The organism is Streptomyces sp. NPDC001220 (assembly GCF_053597895.1).
Genome location: NZ_JBSFJE010000004.1, coordinates 563,771 through 582,309, shown reverse-complemented (window position 1 = coordinate 582,309; position 18,539 = coordinate 563,771). Strand labels below are relative to the sequence as shown.

Below are 18,539 nucleotides of genomic sequence, written 5' to 3'. Positions count from 1 at the left end.
CGCGCAAGCTTCACGTTGTTCCCCCGATGCCTGAGTGATGCGTATGCCAGCGCTCGTAGTGAGCCGCCAGCCATTTGCCGACCGAAGTCGCGGATGCGAAGCCCGAGAGGCGAGGTTCGGTAGGGGCTCCGATCACGACAGCCTCACCGACGGATTCAAGCATCGGAATGTCGTTGGCCCGGTCCCCGAAAGCGACGGCTTCGGCCGGCGTCAGGCCCGCCTCCCGGAGGAGCCTCCGTACCGCATGTCCCTTGGAGGCGAGAGGCGACAGTACTTCGACCGGCCCGCCCTCCTCCGGTCTGCAGGAGTAGGTGATGGTGGCAGCGAACCCCAGGGCCTCCGCCTTGCGGGCCAGCTCCCCGGCATTGAGGTCTCCGCTTCGGCAGAGCAGTTTCGTGATAGGGAGGGTGCTGCCGGTCAAGTCCGCGATGTCCGCACAGAACCCGTCCGCCCCGGTATCCGTAGCCGGCCACCAGGCGTATCCCGGCTCGTAGCCGAATGCGGACTCGAATTCCGTCGCGAAGCTGACCTTGGGGTCGGCCCTGCGGAGCGCTTCGGAGAAGTCCCGCACCCGCTGTCCGTCCAGTGCAGCAACGATCCGCATACCGCCGTCCACGACCTCCGACGCCCCGTTAGAGGTGACGACGTGGCGGGAGAGCTTCTCGACCGCTGCTGGCAGATCGGACAGACAGCGTGAGGGGCGCCCTGTCACGAAGACGAGACGGACTCCGCCGGAGGTCACCTTCCGCAGCAGGTCGATGTCCTCGTCGAGGACGCGCCCACCCGGGCGCACGAGCGTCCCGTCGAGGTCGCAGAAGATCGCTCTGATCACTTATTCCCCCTGTTGACGCCGTATAGCAGTTCCGCGGCTTGCCACCACGAGGAGGTTCCTGAGAGCGGCGTAGGCCCCTGCGGCGGGTTCGCCACGCCGCGCACCTCTCCACGCCACTGTGCATGCCTTCCTCAGCTCGTGGCGCAGGGACATGACGGGCAGCACCTTCAGGGATTCACCGTGCGCCTGGCCCACTCCGTATGCCCGGACGCTTCTCAGGTCGTCCCGTACACTGAGAGGCCTGTGCCAGATGACTGCTTGCGGGACGAGTCGGACCGGTATGTCCGACTTCCGTCGGCGCAGCTCGAAGTCGCGGTCCTCGCGCCACTTCATGGCGGCGTTGAAGTGGTAGCCGCCCATCTTCTCCACGATGTCCCTGCTGTAGAGAAGCGGCGGGCTGTAGGCGTTGACCTTCTTCGTGACCAGAGGGTCTTCCGTCAGTCGTCGCGCCGCGGCTACCAGCCGGCTGCCGCGGCCTGCGGTTTCGAACTGGACACGCCCCTTCACCAACGCGAAGGACGCTTCGGCCAGCATCGAGGCGATGGCTCCCGGCTCGAACGCGCAGTCGGAATCCATGAGGAGAACCAGCGGCGTGACCGCCTGCATGATCGCGCGATTGTAGGCCAGACCGATTCCGGATTCCGAAGTACTCAGGACCGTCACATGCGATGCGGCTTTCGCATACGTCGTCAATCCCTCGAGGAACCAGTCCGGAGACCCGTTGGTGGAGATGACGACGGAGCAGTGGACGTCGATGGACGCCAAGCACCGATAGATCAGGGGATCGTCGCGGACAGGAATGATGACCGTCAGGTCTTTCGCGGACAGAGGCAAGGGGGCGGAGGAGGCGGAAGGCGAGGAGTCGACGGCGTCGGTGCTCAATGAGAGCTCCTCGGCTGGCTCACCGCTGCTTCGAACCGCCGGACCACGGCATCGGGATCGATGTGTGTCACCAGACGGTGCGTTCCGCTTCCCTGCCGGAATCGAATGGCCCCGCGGTTCGCCAGATCCGTGCTGACGGAGATGGTCCCCGTCTCTTCCTTGTACGGCAGGGTGCTGTCCGCCATGAGGGAGGCCGCCACCACGTCCCAGATGGGTTCGCGGTCCTTGTTTTCACCCCGCGGCGACTCGCGTTCGAGCTTGTCCAGAGCAGCACCCAGCGGAGTGCTGGTACGTCTGATCCGGTCCACCGCCACCGGAACCAGCCGGGGGGCCTCCAGAACCTCGAGCGGGATCATCACCACGGTCTCCCACCCCGCCGACAAACACTCCTCCAGGGCTTCGGGGTCGGCGAACGTGTTGAACTCGGCGTGCTCCGTCACGTTTCCGCTTGTGATGGATCCACCGGAGATCCACAGACGATGCCGCGCCGGGACGGAGGACGCGAGCTGCCGCAGGGCCCGAGCGATGTTTGTGACGGGACCGATGGCGAGGACGTCGGACCCTTGAGATCGCGTCAGGGCCGCGGCCAGCGCATCGGCAGCCGGCCCGTCCTCGACACCGGTGTTCCAGAAGCCCTCGTTGTCCGGGCGCAGCGAAGCGACATACGTCTCCGCCGGCAGGGACGCGACGACCCTGCGCACGTCCTCCCGGACGGACTCGTACCACCACAGCGGTTTCTCGCACCCGCTTACGACATCGATGTCCAGAAGGTGATCACATGCCAGCGTCTGCGCGTGCTGCGCAGAGGTGGTAGCTGTGGCGTTCCCGAAGACCGTGGTGATCAGGCGAGGGACCCGCGCCAGGGCGAAGAGATAGTGGAGCGCGAGAGCGTCGTCATTGATGCCCAACGTATCCGTGTCGACGATCAGATCGCGTCCATGGTCCTGCTCAGAACTCAATGGAGGCTCCCAAGCTCATCCAATACCGGAGCGCTTGCGCGTAGCCGCGCCCTTCGCTCTCGAGAAGGTCTACGGCGTCCTGCGGCCGCAGCACGCTGACGGAAACGACCTGTTCGGCGCCGACGGGGTTCGTGGGGGGACCGACGATCTCCCCTTCGACCGCTCCCCACAGCCAGGCCTTCAGCGGGAAAGGGGCGTACGGCTTGTAGGGGACGCGGTTGTAGGAGACGCCGCTGTGCGCGGCGAACCAACGGGGTTGCCCCTTCACGAGGAAACCCGCCTCTTCGGCGAGTTCACGACTCATGCACGCGTCGACAGACTCACCTTCCTCTCTCGTACCACCGGGGAGGAAGGCGGTGCCGTCGGAGAGCCGGCAGACCACCACACCGTTCTCGACCAGGGCGATGGCCCGGACGCTCTGGACCACTTCATCCGGAGGCCGCCGGTCGGTGAACCTGACGATGGTCTGGGCCCACTCCCAGTCCTCTAGGTGTTCTCGCACACCAGCTCCCGGGTTGCTGCCGCCTCGGCGATGAACTTCAGATCGGTCCGGTACGTCACGAACGATTCCGCGTACGGGACTCCGATGGCGGCCCCCTGGACAGCGTCGGCCCTCTCGATCCCGCTCATGGACCGCAGGTGCGGGTCCGGCTTGGTCTGGTAGCGATAACACGCGACCGCGGCTTGCTTCTGCCCGTAGTGCTCGGATATGTCGAGGGTGGCTGTGGCCTGCTCCAGCTGCGAGCTCCATGAATCCTCAGGACACTGATAGCCCAGGATCACGGACGGCGTGTGGTGCCCGGCTCCGCGGTTGCGACATGCGGCGAATGCCGCCTGGTGGGCCACTTGGTGGTCCTGGTGGAATGCTCCGCGAGCCGGCAACAGCACGAGCTGTGGCCGCACACGGTCGATCGAGATGGGAGAGCCGGACTCTATCGACTCGACGAGCCGTGCCGTCTGTGTGTGCAGGGTGTCCCGGTGATCACCGTCCTCGATCATCACGTGGAAATCGCTGACGCCCAGCTTGCTGCATGCCAGCGCGAACTCCGTGCCCCGGTCGGCAGCGATCCGAGCCGCAGCCGGACCGCCTGTGTTGATCCCGTGCTGAACGATGAGCTCCACATAGACGTCCATGCCGGAGGCCGCCAGCGTCGCGATGGTGCCTCCGCATCCGAACGTCTCGTCATCGGGATGTGGCGCAACTACGAGCACGCTCCCACGCGCCATTTCTAGTCCTCCCCCGTTCGCGGCTCCATGAGAGCGGTGAATTCCTCCGTCTCCGGCCTGACTTGGATTGTTTCGTAGCTGGGAACACGCACGAGCCTGGTCGTGGTGAAGACGCGCCTTCCGTGCAGCCCTTCAGGCAGCCTTCTCTCTCCGGTGGTCAGCAAGGCGAGGTACTGTTCGACCAAATGCGTCGTGCCCCAGAAGGCCGCCGCGCATCCGCCTCCGAACCGTACGTTGATCTCCGTGAAGACGATGCCGTCGGGCTGAAGGAATCCCTGCACACAGGAGGGCCCTACGACCTGAAGTTCCTGCAGCAGTCCGGCGATGAGCTGCTCGAGCTCCGGGTGGCAGAAGGTCTCGGTGACCGTGGACATGCCCGCGCGAGTCCGCAGCCGCCGTCGGGTGACGACCAGCGGCAGATCCGAGCCGCCCGTGTAGAGGCAGTCGGCAGAGAATTCCTGTCCCGCCAGTACTTCCTGTATCAGTCCATCCGGATTCCGGGCCAGCCAGGCATCCAGCTCCGGTCGACTGGAGCAGACCATGGAATCCGCCCCGCCGCTGCCCGAGCGCGTCTTGACGAACACGCCGGCAGCCGGGAGGAGACCAGCTCGCAGGTCATCAGCGGAGAAGGAGACCGGCGTTCGGAATCGGGAATCCCGGCTCAGGCGGCTGGCGAACTCTGCCTTGTCCGAGCAGACCCGAACCGTTTCAGGTGAAGGAACCCACTGCGTCAGACCCAACTCGGTCAGCATGTCCACCTCACTGGCGGCGTAACGCACTTCGGCGTCCGTGTTGAAGCTGACGCAGTCGGCTCCGAACCCCTTCGCGGCCTTCGCCAGTGCTTCAAGATAGGCGCCGCCTTCGGACGCCAGAGGGAGCAGATGCGCCCGGTGGGAGTTGGCCAGCAGTGCAGGGCAGAGGGGATCGGCGTCAGCCCAGAGGACTTCGTACCCGAGTTGCTCGGCTTGCAGCGCTACTGCGTAGCCGGACGCCCCACCGGTTCCCGTGACGACTATCCGCATATGGTCCATTTCATTCTCAAGCTCGCAGATGTCCCCGCCGTGGTGCGGGAGGAAACAGTGCCGTCGAGCATGCGGCTAGTCCCACTCTCCTCGGGTCACGATCTCCCGGACGCGCTCGCCGAAGGTCGGGTCGGCACCCGGGTACGGATTGGTGATGACGGTGCCTTCTCCGAGGAAGTGGGCCATCCCGCGGCCCATCTTGCGACCCGCTTCGGTGTGGATGTCGAGCGCATAGTCCGGGATGACCGGGGAGCGGAGACCCTTGTTCATCGTGTGGCGCGACCACATGCAGATCTCGTCCGTGGTCTCGTCCTTGGGAAACGCGACCAGGTAACGGACAGCCTGGACGAGGAAGCCCCAGCGCTCGCCGGTGCCACGCTGCATACGCATGCCCACGCGATGCAGGGACTCGACCACGAGCGTCTGCATGAACGTCCCGTCATTGCAGTCCGACACAGAGATCACCAGGAGCCGGTTCCACAAGTGCGCTTCCAGCTCCGGACTCGTCTCGTACATCTCCCGGGCGACGAGAAGCGTCTCTTCCAGATTCCCCCTGCGGATGTATTTCTGAAGAGCGGATATCAGTTCATCGCACTGAAAGCCGCGGACGCTCGTCACGTCTGCCCAAGGATCTCGAGTGGTCGGCGGAAGGGACATGTTCCTCCTTGTACTTCATGGGCGTCACAGCCACTTATCCGGAAGCCTGCGCTTGCTTCTGTCGGAATTTGCGCGGTTTCACAGCGAGGTATTTCTCATTCCAACACGACTGCAAACGTAGATCGTCGACACCGGGAAGGGGTAGGAACTTTCACGCCCCATGCATGGGTTGGAATGTCCCGGTTCGGTCGTCGGATGGGGAGCATTTGCGGGCGCGATGCCGGAGCGCCTGCGCCGTACGGGTCAACGTGCGCGGCCCGGTAGTCGCAGCTCAGGGCGGTGCCGAGACGAACCGTCTTACTTCATGGTTTAAAAAAAGGCGTGTGGTCAGATGATTGGCTGGTTAACGACTGGCTGGGGCGACGGTGTGGCCGACGGTCTCGCATGGGACTCGACGGCCTCGACGGGCCGCCCAGTCCTGCTGGCGCGGGACGCGGGTGGCCCGCGCCTTCCTGGCCGACCGGAGTGTGAGCGCATCTGGGGTGGCGGTTGAGCAGGAGGATTGCCCGCCAGTCTCGATGAGCGGCCTCGCCAATCCGAACATGCCGGCGGGCGCTCATGGTGAAGGTGCACTGCCACCCCGTGTCGAGGTTCGCGCCCGGGAGTCGCCGATCGGGGTGCGTCCCTGGCTGGCAGGCTGTTGCGTGGGGGTGCCCGTGGCGGTGGGGTCCTGTCGGTAGGGGCAAGAATCAGTCATCCACGTGACTGCATGACTTTATTTAACTCATGAAGGAAACGGTTTCCGTCTCGTGGCCCCCTGAACTGCAGCGGCTGCCTCGCCGGGCGCCTGCCCGCATGGCGTGAGCAGGCCTCGAGGCGCCAGCTGATAGCCACTGATTGGGTGACAAATTGGCCATAACACCCAAGGGTGGGGCGGCGTGAATTTTCCTGCCGTACTCAGCCGCAGTGATCTACGTTTGCAACTGTGGCCAGATGTGAGAGCGGCCCTTCAACTGCCACACTCCTTAGTTCATTCCACCGTCCGGTCAGGCCCCGGCCCGGGTGCGGGGGGATTGCCGTCCTGGCGGGCGGCGTGGCGTCGGATGCCGCCCGGGGGATGGTGAACGCCGGAGCGCCAAGAGTCGTCGACCTGTTCCCGCTCAATTGCACGGGCCATCACCAGCGGCTACCGAGGACCGATCGCTGCCCCCGGCCCTTACGCCCACCGACTCCGAGCTGTTCGCTGTGAAGATCGTGAGAGAAAGAGGAGTGACCTTGCCCGACATCATCCACACGCTGAGGGACTGGTCCATGTCGGGATATCGATTGCAGTCGATGATTCGGCTCGCGGAGCGCATCCCGGTGCTCTCGGACGACCTGCGTTACTCCTTCGGCCTCGTGGACCGGCCCATGTACGCCTACGGCGTGCGTAAAGCCGTGGAGTTGGCTCGCTCGCTGGGGCATGGCGGAGTGACCGTTCTGGAGTTCGGCGTAGGGGAGGGTGGCGGCCTTGAGGCCTTGAGTCGGCACGCGCGGCGCTACTCCACCAGCAGCGGCATTGACGTCCACGTCTTCGGCTTCGACACCGGTCACGGGCTGCCTGACTCCACCGACTACCGAGATGTGCCATACATGTGGACGCAGGGCCAATACCAGCTGAGAAAGGGCGAGTTGCTCGCTCGTCTCGCCGGTTCGGCCCAACTCGTGCTCGGCGACGTGTCGGAGACGGTACCCAAGTTCCTTCGCACCCACGCCGATCACCTGACCAGGAACCCTCTGGGGTTCGTCTCGTTCGACCTGGACTATTACTCCTCCACCACATCGGCCCTGACACTGTTCCGTGACGCGGACGACGAGCACCTGTTGCCGCGCGTCACCAGCTACTTCGATGACATTCTTTCCATCGTCGAGGAGACAGGCGAACTCGCCGCCATATCCGATTTCAACCGTGCGGAGAAGAAGGGAATCATCGGCAAGGTGAACTCCTTGCGCAGCCACCTTCCCTTCGACCCCGTATGGGCCGAACAGATATTCGAGTATCACCGCTTCGGGCACGCGAAATACGGCCGTCACGAGTCGGCACGCAACAACCCGAATTGGCGACCTTAGGCGAGGACACAGCGGCACCACCGGCTACGGAACAGAGCCTGATTCATGACGCTTCCTTCAGGGGCAGCGATGCGCCGTTCGGATGTGATCTGGGCGGCGCGTAGTGCGTCATGCTGTGCGGGTGGCTGAGCGTGTACGGGTTCGCGAGATCGACGACGACGAGGGACGGCAGGTGAACGGCGCCGGCGCCGAGCCATCAAGGGAACCACCGGCGTGACCCTGGACGGCGTCGACGTCCACCACAACGGCATCGCCTTCTGGCTGCACAACGTGTATCTGCCGCGCTGCACGAACGTCATGATCGTGAACAGCAGGATGAGCGACTCGTTGGTCGGCACCGGACTGCACGTCGCCGGCGACAGCCGGAACATCACCATCGCGGACAGCGACTTCTCCGCAACAACGGTTCGGGCATGAACATCCAGGGCCTCCCCACCAACGTCACGATCCAATTGTCCTTGCGGTGAAGGGCGTTGGGGCGGCAAGTCGGACGCGCCCGGTCAGGATCGGGAAGGGCGTGGGAGCCACAGGTTGGCGACCGCGGCGGTAAGGGTGAGAGCGGCGGCTGTCAGCAGGCCTGCGCGCAGGCCGTCCAGCGGGTTCGCCTGGCTCGCCAGCAGAGTGCCGAAGACGGCCACGGCCAGAGCGCCGCCGATCTGGCGGCTGGTGTTGAACACGCCGCCGGCCACCCCGGAGCGGTGCGCGGGGACGCTTTCGAGGAGGAGGCCGGTGGTCGGCTGCATAGCGAGCGGTCCGCAGATTCCGACCGGGATCATGGCCAGGGCCGTCAACCAGACGGGGGCGGAAGCCGGCAGCGCGGCCAGGACGACCAGACCGACGCTCATCAGGGACAGACCGCCGATGATGGGCACCGACGGTCCGAGTCGTTCGGTGACACACGCCGTGGGGACGCCCAGGAACGCGGACAGAACGGTCATGGGCACGAAGACCAGACCGGCGGCAAGGGCCGACAGGCCGCGTTCCTGCTGGAGATAGAGGCTGTTGAGGAAGACCGTGCCGCTGAGGCCGGCCATGAAGGCGAAGCCGTTGCCGGAGGCGACCAGTACGGCGCGGGAACGGAACAGATCCGGCGGCACCATCGGGTGCCTGCCCCTGACCTGCGCCACGAGGAAGACGGCCAGGGCCGGTGCGGCGACGGCGAAGGCCGCGACGACCCGAGGGGCGCCGAAGCCGTCGGCGCCGGCCTCGATCACGGCGAACGTGAACCCGCCCATGGCGAGTACGGCGGAAACTTGCCCGGTGCGGTCCAGCGGAGCCCGCCGGCGCGGCGAGCGCGGAGCACGGGTCAGGAGCAGGAGTGCCGCTACGCCGATCGGCAGGTTGACGAAGAAGATCATCCGCCAACTGACCACGCTGAGGGCGCCGCCCGCGACCGGACCGGCCGCGGCCGCCACCGAGCCGGCGACGGTCCACACGGCGATCGCCCGGCCGCGCCGGACGGGATCGGGATACGCCTCCCGGATCAGGGTGAGCGAGGAGGGCAGCATCGTCGCGGCGCCCGCGCCCTGGACGAGGCGGGCGGCGACCAGCAGGGCCAGGGTCGGTGCCAGACCGCCGGCCGCCGACGCGACCACGAACACGGCCATGCCCGTACCGAAGGCGCGGTGGGCACCGGCACGGTCGCTGACGACACCGGCGGACAGGAGCAGTGCGGCGAACAAGAGGGTGTAGCCGTCCATCACCCACTGCAGCCCGGTTGTTCCTCCGCCGAGATCGTCACGGATGGCGGGCAGGGTCACATTGACGATCAGGGCGTCGAGGGTGATGACGAAGAAGCCCAGCACGGCCGCCGCCAACGCGGCGGTGGAGGAGCCACTCGGTCCGGCGACGTCACCAGTGGCGGACGGCGATGTGGTGAGTGGGGTGGACATGGACGGTGATCTCCTCGATCGCGTGACGAGAGGGGAAAGTCGCCACGGCCGGGCGAGACCGAACGGCACGGTGAGGCGCTGCGTCCGCGCCGTCTCGGTCTCGGTCTCGGCCGTGCGAAACGGTGGTTGTTCAGTGCGTGGTGTATCCGCCGTCGACGGGCAGCGCGACCCCGACGACGAGGCTCGCGGCGGGACTGCACAGCCACAGGACAGCCGCGGCGATCTCGTCGGGCCGGCCCAGCCGTCCGATCGGCTGCTGCTTCATGATCTCCGCCATGGCCTCGGCCTGGCCTTCGAGCATGTCCGCGACCATCGGGGTGTCGATCACGCCGGGGCACACCGCGTTGATCCGGACGCCCTTGGGGGCGTACTCGACCGCGGCGCTCTTGGTCAGGCCGATCACACCGTGCTTGGACGCGTGGTAGGCGGCACGCTCCGGCAGGCCCACCAGGCCGCCCAGGGACGAGCAGTTGACGATGGCGCCGCCGCTGTCCTGCTGTCGCATCCGGCGCAGTTCGTGCTTCTGGGCGGCCCAGATGCCGCGCAGATTGACGGCATTGACGTGGTCGAAGTTCGCGGCCGTCTCGTCGGCAGCGTCGCTGGGCGGCGCCTGTACACCGGCGTTGTTGAACGCCATGTCGAGGCGGCCGTAGGTCGCGACCGCGCGGTCGACCATCGCGGCGGCCCGGTCCTCGTCCGTGACGTCGCAGGCGACGCCGATCGCCTGGTGCCCGGCCGCCGTCAGTTCGTCGGCCGCCTGCTGTACGGCCTTCTCGTCGATGTCGGCCAGGACGACGGCGGCGCCGGCCTCGGCGAAGGCGCGGGCGGTGGCGAGACCCATGCCGGAGGCCGCACCGGTGACGAGGGCCACCTGGCCGGTGTAGTCATAGGTCGGGTTCATGGTGCGTGCTTCCCATCGTCAGGTATCGGGTGGGCGTGGGTCACGGACGCAGCAGGGCCTTGACGGCCCGTCGTTCGTCCATGGCCCGGTAGCCCTCCGCCGCCTCGTCGAGCGGCAGGGCGAGGTCGAAGACCTTGCCCGGGTCGATCCGGCCCGTCTGGACCCGTTCGATCAGGTCGGGCAGGAAACGGCGTACCGGGGCCGGGCCGCCGCGCAGGGCGACGTGGGAGAAGAAGAGTTCCTGGCCGTCGACGACCACGTCGTGAGGGACGCCGACGAAGCCGACGTTGCCGCCGGGCCGGGTGGAGTGAAGGGCCTGGCTCATGGACTCGGCGGTGCCCACGCATTCGAGTACGGCATCGGCGCCGATGCCGGCGGTGAGCTCCTTGATCCGGTCCACGCCCTCTTCGCCGCGTTCGGCGACGACGTCCGTGGCGCCGAAGCCGCGGGCCAGCTCCTGGCGGGACTCGTGCCGGCTCATCGCGATGATCCGCTCGGCGCCCAGTTCCCTGGCCGCGATGACCGCGCACAGCCCCACCGCGCCGTCGCCGACGACCACGACGGTCTGGCCGGGCCGTACCTCGGCGGCCACGGCCGCGTACCAGCCGGTCCCCATGACGTCCGAGCAGGCCAGCAGGCCGGTCACATGCTCGTCGGCGGGCAGGCCGTCGGTGGCCACGAGGGTGCCGTCGGCGAGCGGGACCCGGACGTACTCGGCCTGGCAGCCGCCGACGAACTCGCGGTGCAGGCAACTGGTCTGATAGCCGTTCGCGCAGTGGGGACAGGTGTTGTCGCTGGCGAAGAACGAGCCGACGACGAACTGTCCGGGCGCGATCGTGCGGACGTCGCCGCCGACGGCCTCGACGATGCCGACGTATTCGTGGCCGATCGGGGTGGGCTCGGGGACCTCGTTGACACCGCGGTAGTCCCAGAGGTCGGAGCCGCAGACGCAGGCGGCCACGGTACGGATCACCGCATCGGTCGGCTGGAGGATCTTGGGCTCGGGCAGGTCTTCGACCCGGATGTCACCGGGGGCGTGGAGCATGGTCGCGCGCATGGTTTCCCGTTCGTGGTTCGTGGTTTCGTGGCGGGCGCGGGAGAGGGCCGGTCAGTGGGCGGCGCCGGGGGTCCTGGTGCGTGGGCCGTCGTACTCGGCGTCGGTGACGTGCTCCAGCCAGTCGACGTCGTCGCCCTCCCACAGGGCGATGTGGGCCATGAAGCGGTCGGGGGCGGCACCGTGCCAGTGCTCCTCGCCGGCCGCGGTGAAGATCACGTCGCCGGGGCGTGCCTCGACGATCCCGCCACCGCGGGACTGGATCAGGGCGATGCCCTCGACGATGTACAGCGTCTGGCCCAGGCCGTGGCTGTGCCAGGCGGTGCGGGCGCCAGGCGCGAAACGCACCATGTTGGTCCGGGCGCGGGAGGGGTCCTCGCCCCGGTGGATCACGTCCGCCCAGGCGTCGCCGGTGAACATCTCGGCCGGCAGCTTCATGGTCGGCGGTTGCTTGAGAATCTCCATGCTGTGCTCCTTGCGGACCGTCGCGGTACGTCCACGGCGGCCGTCGATCGGAAGAGGCGGAGGCGCGAGACCGTCAGAAGTCCGCGAAGGCGTCCCGCGCCGCGGTCAGTGCGGACATGGCCCTGGGCCATCCGGCATAAAAGGCAAGGTGAGTGATGGTCTCGATCAGTTCCTTCTCGCTCACGCCGTTGTCCCGGGCGCGCCGCAGGTGGAAGGCGAGCTGTTCCGTGCTCCCGCTGGTGACGAGACTGGCCACGGTCACCAGGCTCCGGTCCCGTGCGGCCAGGTCCGGGTTCTCCCACACCTGTCCGAACAGCACGTCCTCGCTGTAGCCGGCCAGCGCCGGCGCGATGTCCCCGAACTGCTGTCGCGGCCCTGCGGGACGGTGCACGTCCTTCTCGTTCTTCTCGTCCGTCATCGGTTCGTCCTTCCGCTCTGATCTGTCGGGGGCCGATCGCTCGCGGGGCACCCCGGCGAGAACTGGCGCGATGTCTTCATCCGGCGTGACCGTCACGGCCCACGCCATCCGTCCGGAGGGCCGCCTCACAAGTCGACGCGTGGCAACGCCGTGCCCGCGGCAACCCCGTCCTGGTCGATGAAAGTGCAGGTCACGCGTGCGTGGAAGGACTCGTTGATACGTGTACTGGCAGTACACCCCACGGTCGCGGGAGCCGTCGTAGCCTCGAAGGCATGGACAACCGGAGCGAGGTACGCGAGTTCCTGACCAGCCGCCGTGCCAAGATCACGCCCCAGCAGGCGGGGCTGCCCGCCTACAGCGGCAACCGGCGGGTGACGGGGCTGCGCAGGGAGGAAGTCGCGCTGCTCGCCGGCGTCAGCGCCGAGTACTACGCCCGCCTGGAACGCGGGAACCTCTCCGGCGTCTCCGAAACCGTCCTCGACTCCCTCGCCCGCGCCCTCCAACTCGACGAGGCCGAGCGCGCCCACCTGGACGACCTCGCGCGCACCGCGAACACCACCCGTCGGCCCACGCGGCGACGGGCCGCGCAGCGGATCCGCCCCAGCCTGCAGCACCTGCTCGACGCGATGACCGAGGCCCCGGCGTTCATCCGTAACGGCCGCCTGGACATCCTGGCCACCAACCGGCTCGGCCGCGCCCTGTACGACCCGGTCTTCGCCGACCCCGCCCGGCCGGTAAACCTCGCCCGGTACCAGTTTCTGAATCCCACCGCGGCCGACTTCATGCCCGAACTGGACGACCAGATCGCCAAGTCAGTGGCCCTCCTGCGCACCGAGGCAGGACGCGATCCCTACAACCGGGAGCTGACCGACCTGATCGGCGAACTCTCCACCCGCAGCGAGGAGTTCCGCACCCTGTGGGCCACGCACGACGTACGCCTGCACCAGACGGGCACCAAACTCTTCCGCCATCCCGCGGTCGGTGAACTCGCCCTCGCCTTCGAGGCCATGCCCATCCCCACCGACCCCGGCCTCACCCTCACCGCCCTCAGCGCGGAACCAGGCACCCCGCCCCACGACAGCCTCAAGCTCCTCGCCAGCTGGGCCGCCTCCCTTGGCCAGGACGACTACCGGCCGAAGTCCGCGACCACCGGCGACGAGCCTTCCCGTTTCTGACAGTGCTCCCCACCCAGAGCCTCGCGGCGCTGCCCTCCGCGAACGGCGAAGGGGCGTTCCTGCGCGGGCCGCCGCCTGCTCCGCGCCTCCGGGGGCATCAGTGCGGTGGGGCGGCCTCGTGTGGTGCGGCCCCACCTGCCGACCGCTGCCCCAGGGAGAAGCGATGCCGACCGCCGTACCGGAGAGATCAGCGGGCCTGCCCGAGGACAGCCCCCGCCCCGCGACCGCCGGGGCGACCGCCGCCGGGCGGGGCCGCCGGATGCCTCGCGGACTGGCGCGGGCCGCCGCGTTCATCGGTGCGGCGGCCGCCTGCCAGGCCGCCCTGATGATCGGGCTCGGCCTGCTGATCACCGGCCCCGCCCGGCACATCTGGCCGATCACGGCGGAGGACGGCGTCAACCGGGGCCTGGAGCGGCTGCGTACGTCCACCCTGAACACGCTCTCCTCGATCGGGTCCCAGATGGGCAACACGCTCACCGTCATCGTCGTGACGCTGGCGGCGTGCCTGGCGCTGATCCTGGCACCCCGTCTGCCCCTGTGGCGCCAGGCGTCGTTCCTCGCACTCGCGGTCTCGCTGCAGTCGCTGGTCTTCCTGGTCGTGACCATCTCGGTGGAGCGGCAGCGGCCCGAGGTGCACCGGCTCGACGGCTCCCTGCCGACCTCCAGCTACACCTCCGGCCACACCGGTGCGGCCACCGCCCTCTATGGCGGTCTCGCCGTCCTCGCGCTGAACCGCCTACGGGGGCCGTGGCGGCGCGTGGTGGCCGCGGCGCTGCTCCTGCTGCCGCTCATGGTGGGGGTGTCTCGCCTGTACCGGGGCATGCACCACCCGACCGACGTGTTGGGCGGCCTGATCAACGGCGGGCTGTCCCTGCTGGTGGTGGGGCAGGCCCTGCTCCGCGACGCCCGCGTGTCGGCGCCCGTCGCCGGTCCCGTCGCCGCCGAAACCGCCCGCGCGGGACGCGCGGGACGCCGACCGGGCCGGGTCGCCGTGGTCGTCAACCCCACCGCGATCGACGAGGGCACGCGCGACGAGCTGCGCGAGGTCCTCACCCGGCACGGTCACCGGGAACCGGTGTTCCTGGAGACGACGGTCGCCGACCCCGGCGGTGGCCAGACCGCCCAGGCCCTCGGCGACGGGGCGGAGCTGGTCGTGGTCTGCGGCGGCGACGGCACCGTGCGCGCGGCCGCCGACCGCCTGGCCGGCAGCGGCGTCCCGCTCGCCGTCGTGCCGTGCGGCACCGGCAATCTCCTCGCCCGCAACCTCGGCCTCCCGCTGGCTCCGGCCGAGGCGCTCGACGCCGCCCTCGGCGGCACGACCCGCGCGATCGACCTCGCCCGCGTCGAGGGCGACGGCATCCCCGCCACCCATTTCGCGGTCATGTCCGGCGTCGGTCTGGACGCCGCGATGATGCAGTACGCGCAGGAGCACGACCGGGCCAAGGCCGTGCTGGGCTGGCCCGCGTACGTCCTGGCCGCCCCGAAGGCGATGCGCGGCCCCCGGATGCGGCTGAGCGTCCGGCTGGACGGAGCCGAGCCCCTGCGCGCTACGGCCCGCATGGTGCTCGTCGGCAACACCGGAGCCCTCCAGGGCGGCCTGCGCCTGATACCCGACGCCCGCCCGGACGACGGGTTGCTGGACCTGCTGATGCTCGACCCGCGCGGCCCCGGCGGCTGGCTGCGCACCGTGGGCGCGTTGCTGCCGCACCGCAGGCGGGACGGCCGGAAGGGCGGCGGACAGCCGGAGTTCCGTACCTTCCGACGGGCCGAGTTCACCTTCGAGTCCCCGCAGCCCCGCGAGATCGACGGGGATCCGGTCGGCTCCGGCCGCCGACTGTCCGTCGAGGTCGTTCCGGGCGCGCTGACCGTGCTGGTCCCGGACCTGGAGGGCTGACATGGGCAGCGCCACCAAGGTCCCGGAGACCCGGGACATGAGCGGGGACGAGCTCTCCGCCGACGAGGCGTGGGTGACGCTGCGCCGCTACGGCGGCTGGCCGCTGCTGCGCGACGCGTTCCTCCGCTTCCGCTACGCCGACGGGTTCAGCCACTCCCGCGCGCTCGCCCTCCAGACGGTGCTGGCGGTGATCCCGCTGGCGCTGGCCTTCGTCGGCCTGTCCACCAGCCTGCACACCGAGGACATCGGCAGGATGGCCGAGATGACGATCCACCGGATCGCCGAGGGGCCCAGTGCGGAGGTCGTCGATGACGCGCTCGACCGCAGCAGGCGCAAGGCGGGCGACGACGGCCAGCTCGCCCTCTGGTTCGGCGCGATCTTCTCGATCGTCAACGTCACCACGGCGATGTGCCAGATCGAGCGCGGCGCCAACCGCATCTACGGCAACGAACGCGACCGGCCCTTCCACCTCAAGTACGCGCGCGGGCTGGTCATGGCGCTGTGCGCGGGGTTCCCGCTCGGCCTGGGCTTCGTGATCATGGTCGCCGGCGACGACCTGGCCTCGGCCGCCGGCTCGGTCTACGGGTTGGGCTCGACCACGCAGACGACGTGGAACGTGGTGCGCTGGCCGTTCGGGCTGCTGCTCGCCCTGATCTCCGCCAGCGCCATCTTCCGGCGCTCACCGCGCCGCAGCCAACCGGGCTACACCTGGCTGGCGTTCGGCGCGGCACTTTACCTGATGCTCTGGATGACCCTGACCTGGCTGCTCACCCTCTACCTCGATCTGAGCGGCTCCTTCGACACGGTCTACGGCCCCCTCAGTGCCTTCATGTCCCTGCTGCTGTGGGCCTACCTGACCTCGATCGCCCTGTTCCTCGGGCTCTCCTTCGCCGCGCAACTGGAGGCGGTGCGGGGGCGCAGGCCCGAACCGATCCAACCCGACCCGGGGGTCTGATGCCGACGCAAACCGAGACGCCGCGTTCTCCCGGCCGCCGAAGCGGCGCCGACCGCCGGTTCGGTGTCCGGTTGCTGGCGGCGGTCGCCGTCGCCGCGGCGGCCGCGGTGCCGTTCGCCCTGGTGCTGGTCCTCGTGGAGGGCCGGTGGCGGCCGCTGCGCGACCTCGACCGCGACGCGGCGAACGGTCTGCACGGGATCGCGCTGGACCACCCGGCCTGGACGCGCACGCTGCAGGTACTCTCCGACGACGTCTGGGATCCCCTCACCCTGCGCGTGGGCGTGGCGCTGCTGACCGGCTGGCTGCTGTGGCGCGGTGCCCGGCGGCTGGCCGCGTGGGCGGCGGTGACCGCGGTGGCCGGCGGTCTGATCGGGCTCGGGGTCAAGACACTGGTCGAGCGGGCGCGGCCGGCGCTGGAGGACCCCGTGGCGCACGCGCCGGGCTATTCCTTCCCGTCCGGGCACGCGATGACCGCCACCACCTCGTTCGCGGTGTTCCTGCTGGTCCTGCTGCCCGTGGTGCCACGCCGGGCTCGTGCCGCGTGCTGGGTCGTGGCGGTCCTGTCGGTGCTCGGGGTCGGCTTCACCCGGGTCGCGCTCGGCGTGCACTGGTTCAGCGACGTGCTCGGTGGATGGCTGCTCGGGCTCGCCGTCGTCGTGCTGACCGCCCGTGCCTTCGAGGCGTGGCGGGCCGACGCGGGCCGGCGGCCCGCGCCGGTCGGTGAGGGGCTGGAGCCGGAACTCACCGGCCCGAGCCCCGAACCGGACTCCGCCTCCCGCTGAGGGCGGCCCGTCGTCACACGCCGGTCATGCGGCCGATCTCCTGGGGGTCGAGTCCGGTCAGCCGGGCGATGCGCGGGGCCGGGATGCCCGCGGTCAGCGCTCGGTGCACCAGGGTCTCCCAGCCCTGGGTGGTGTCCCGGTAGTCCAGCAGTTCGCGCTCCATGTCGGTGACCGTCTGGGGTGCGCACTCCTGCTGGACCCGGACCTCCTCCTCCGCGGTCAGCGGGATCGGCAGCCGCTCGGCCTCCTCGGGGATGAGGATCTCCGATCCGGCGGGAAGGATCCTCAACTGCTCGGAGGAGGGGGCCACATCGTGGGCGGAGATCCAGCCCCGCACGGCCGGAGTCTGGTCGCACTCCAGCGGCGCGACGGCCGCCATGGCGGCGCCGAGGCTCGGGTGACGGTCGGGGAGCAGAAAGAGGTAAGCCTCGTCAGCCATCGGGCGGTTCCGCCTTGTCGGTGTCGATATGAACGCGGACACAGATGGTAGTGCCGCCGCACCCTGGAACCCCACCGACTCAGTCCGTGGCGAGGGTGAACGCGTGCCGGTAGTCCGGGAGTAAGGAGCACACCGGACCCGGCGCCCACTCCACAGCCTGAATCCCGCGCGCAAGCCGGGAGCTCTGCTGACTCACCGACTGAACTCGCCCGCAGGTCGGAAGACGTACGCCTGACGACAGACAGCCGAAGCGTCCGATGAACCCATGCAATCAGGGTCGTCGCGGCGGCTCGAATCCGATCAGGGTTTGATGACAGACAGGGTTCGGCCTCCCCACGGAAGGGGCCCTTCGGTGGCGAACCCGGTCTACGAGCGGGTCGTGATCGCTTCCCGCGTAGTTGCCCTGACTACTACAGGAAGGCCCGCGCCGGGACACGCGCCGGGCAGCCCTCACAGCAGGTCGGCCCGGTAAGCGGCAGGGATTCGTGCGGCGCCTCGTGCGGCCGATTCGTCCTCAAATGCATCCATAGAGTGCGCATAGCTGGAAGTCGAGTTAGTACACCAACATCGCCATAGATCGGAGAGCCCTCATGGTGATCAAAAAGCTGCACGACATGGGCATCCGCAGCGAACACGCCTACCTCGCCGGCATCACATCCATCGGCCTCAGCGCCGCGTCCTGGCTCACCAGCCTCAAAGCTGAACAAGCAGGCATCGAGCGAGCCGACCGATGGGGGATCTTCGTTGGTGAGTGGGCGCCCACCTTCATGGGCCTCGGCCTGGCGCTCTCCCACTACGAACAGCAGGAGGGCACCCTCACCGGCTCCTTGCACGCGGTGAAGCAGGCCAGCTGACCTGCTGGCCGCCCCGCAAGCCGCGCTGCTCGCGCCTCGCGCGGACTCATGCTGTACTCGCCGCGCCGAACTACGCGCCGCG

At 68.7% G+C, this 18,539-nt stretch carries 20 protein-coding genes; 7 read left to right on the top strand and 13 right to left on the bottom strand.

Annotated elements, in window-relative coordinates; all coding sequences use genetic code 11:
- Window positions 1–10 precede the first annotated feature (10 nt).
- From ACWDGI_RS13325 to ACWDGI_RS13295, 7 genes are all read right to left on the bottom strand, one after another.
- Window positions 11–832 (bottom strand): HAD hydrolase family protein, encoded by an 822-nt coding sequence (locus ACWDGI_RS13325; protein WP_450758416.1) that lies wholly within the window; start codon window positions 830–832, stop codon window positions 11–13.
- Window positions 833–1,714, bottom strand: a complete 882-nt coding sequence (locus ACWDGI_RS13320) for a glycosyltransferase family 2 protein (protein ID WP_450758414.1) — start codon at window positions 1,712–1,714, stop codon at window positions 833–835.
- Window positions 1,711–2,673: a nucleoside hydrolase gene (locus ACWDGI_RS13315; RefSeq protein WP_450758412.1), complete on the bottom strand. Its 963-nt coding sequence runs from the start codon at window positions 2,671–2,673 to the stop codon at window positions 1,711–1,713. The genes ACWDGI_RS13320 and ACWDGI_RS13315 overlap by 4 nt, the downstream gene beginning before the upstream one ends.
- The gene (locus ACWDGI_RS13310) at window positions 2,663–3,175 is read right to left on the bottom strand and encodes an NUDIX domain-containing protein (RefSeq protein ID WP_450758410.1); all 513 of its coding nucleotides are present in this window, start codon (window positions 3,173–3,175) and stop codon (window positions 2,663–2,665) included. The genes ACWDGI_RS13315 and ACWDGI_RS13310 overlap by 11 nt, the downstream gene beginning before the upstream one ends.
- Window positions 3,160–3,900 (bottom strand): PIG-L deacetylase family protein, encoded by a 741-nt coding sequence (locus ACWDGI_RS13305; protein ID WP_450758408.1) that lies wholly within the window; start codon window positions 3,898–3,900, stop codon window positions 3,160–3,162. The genes ACWDGI_RS13310 and ACWDGI_RS13305 overlap by 16 nt, the downstream gene beginning before the upstream one ends.
- A gap of 2 nt (window positions 3,901–3,902) precedes the next feature.
- Window positions 3,903–4,922: an ATP-grasp domain-containing protein gene (locus tag ACWDGI_RS13300; protein WP_450758406.1), complete on the bottom strand. Its 1,020-nt coding sequence runs from the start codon at window positions 4,920–4,922 to the stop codon at window positions 3,903–3,905.
- A 75-nt stretch (window positions 4,923–4,997) separates the two neighbouring features.
- On the bottom strand, window positions 4,998–5,540 hold the full coding sequence (locus ACWDGI_RS13295) for a hypothetical protein (protein ID WP_450758405.1): 543 nt from the start codon (window positions 5,538–5,540) through the stop codon (window positions 4,998–5,000).
- A gap of 1,254 nt (window positions 5,541–6,794) precedes the next feature.
- Here ACWDGI_RS13295 and ACWDGI_RS13290 point away from each other — a divergent pair.
- Window positions 6,795–7,628 (top strand): hypothetical protein, encoded by an 834-nt coding sequence (locus tag ACWDGI_RS13290; protein ID WP_450758403.1) that lies wholly within the window; start codon window positions 6,795–6,797, stop codon window positions 7,626–7,628.
- Between the two features lie 213 nt (window positions 7,629–7,841).
- A complete protein-coding gene (locus ACWDGI_RS13285) occupies window positions 7,842–8,045 on the top strand; it encodes a hypothetical protein (protein WP_450758401.1) in 204 nt (67 codons plus the stop codon).
- An 83-nt stretch (window positions 8,046–8,128) separates the two neighbouring features.
- Here ACWDGI_RS13285 and ACWDGI_RS13280 read toward each other — a convergent pair whose 3' ends face one another.
- From ACWDGI_RS13280 to ACWDGI_RS13260, 5 genes are all read right to left on the bottom strand, one after another.
- Window positions 8,129–9,520, bottom strand: a complete 1,392-nt coding sequence (locus ACWDGI_RS13280) for an MFS transporter (protein ID WP_450758400.1) — start codon at window positions 9,518–9,520, stop codon at window positions 8,129–8,131.
- A 130-nt stretch (window positions 9,521–9,650) separates the two neighbouring features.
- Window positions 9,651–10,421 carry a glucose 1-dehydrogenase gene (locus ACWDGI_RS13275; RefSeq protein WP_450758398.1) on the bottom strand — a complete coding sequence of 257 codons (771 nt, stop codon included), beginning with the start codon at window positions 10,419–10,421 and terminating at the stop codon, window positions 9,651–9,653.
- Between the two features lie 40 nt (window positions 10,422–10,461).
- Entirely contained in the window at window positions 10,462–11,478 is a 1,017-nt protein-coding gene (locus ACWDGI_RS13270; RefSeq protein ID WP_450758396.1) for a zinc-dependent alcohol dehydrogenase family protein, read from the bottom strand.
- Window positions 11,479–11,529: 51 nt separating this feature from the next.
- Entirely contained in the window at window positions 11,530–11,940 is a 411-nt protein-coding gene (locus tag ACWDGI_RS13265; protein ID WP_450758394.1) for a (R)-mandelonitrile lyase, read from the bottom strand.
- A 73-nt stretch (window positions 11,941–12,013) separates the two neighbouring features.
- The gene (locus ACWDGI_RS13260; protein ID WP_450758392.1) at window positions 12,014–12,358 is read right to left on the bottom strand and encodes a carboxymuconolactone decarboxylase family protein; all 345 of its coding nucleotides are present in this window, start codon (window positions 12,356–12,358) and stop codon (window positions 12,014–12,016) included.
- Window positions 12,359–12,630: 272 nt separating this feature from the next.
- On the opposite strand from ACWDGI_RS13260, the gene ACWDGI_RS13255 reads away from it, so the two are divergent.
- The 4 genes from ACWDGI_RS13255 to ACWDGI_RS13240 all read left to right on the top strand — a co-directional run bounded on the left by ACWDGI_RS13255 (window position 12,631) and on the right by ACWDGI_RS13240 (window position 17,164).
- Window positions 12,631–13,533, top strand: coding sequence for a helix-turn-helix transcriptional regulator (locus ACWDGI_RS13255; RefSeq protein WP_450758390.1), 903 nt, complete (start codon window positions 12,631–12,633; stop codon window positions 13,531–13,533).
- A gap of 163 nt (window positions 13,534–13,696) precedes the next feature.
- Window positions 13,697–15,427, top strand: a complete 1,731-nt coding sequence (locus tag ACWDGI_RS13250; protein WP_450758388.1) for a diacylglycerol kinase family protein — start codon at window positions 13,697–13,699, stop codon at window positions 15,425–15,427.
- Between the two features lies 1 nt (window position 15,428).
- Complete coding sequence (locus tag ACWDGI_RS13245; protein ID WP_450758387.1) at window positions 15,429–16,382, top strand: YihY/virulence factor BrkB family protein; 954 nt, start codon at window positions 15,429–15,431, stop codon at window positions 16,380–16,382.
- Window positions 16,382–17,164: a phosphatase PAP2 family protein gene (locus tag ACWDGI_RS13240; RefSeq protein WP_450758385.1), complete on the top strand. Its 783-nt coding sequence runs from the start codon at window positions 16,382–16,384 to the stop codon at window positions 17,162–17,164. Before ACWDGI_RS13245 ends, ACWDGI_RS13240 begins: the two co-directional genes overlap by 1 nt.
- A 13-nt stretch (window positions 17,165–17,177) precedes the next feature.
- Here ACWDGI_RS13240 and ACWDGI_RS13235 read toward each other — a convergent pair whose 3' ends face one another.
- Entirely contained in the window at window positions 17,178–17,603 is a 426-nt protein-coding gene (locus ACWDGI_RS13235) for a DUF6003 family protein (protein ID WP_450758383.1), read from the bottom strand.
- Window positions 17,604–18,193: 590 nt separating this feature from the next.
- Here ACWDGI_RS13235 and ACWDGI_RS13230 point away from each other — a divergent pair.
- Window positions 18,194–18,457, top strand: coding sequence for a hypothetical protein (locus ACWDGI_RS13230; protein WP_450758381.1), 264 nt, complete (start codon window positions 18,194–18,196; stop codon window positions 18,455–18,457).
- Window positions 18,458–18,539 lie beyond the last annotated feature (82 nt).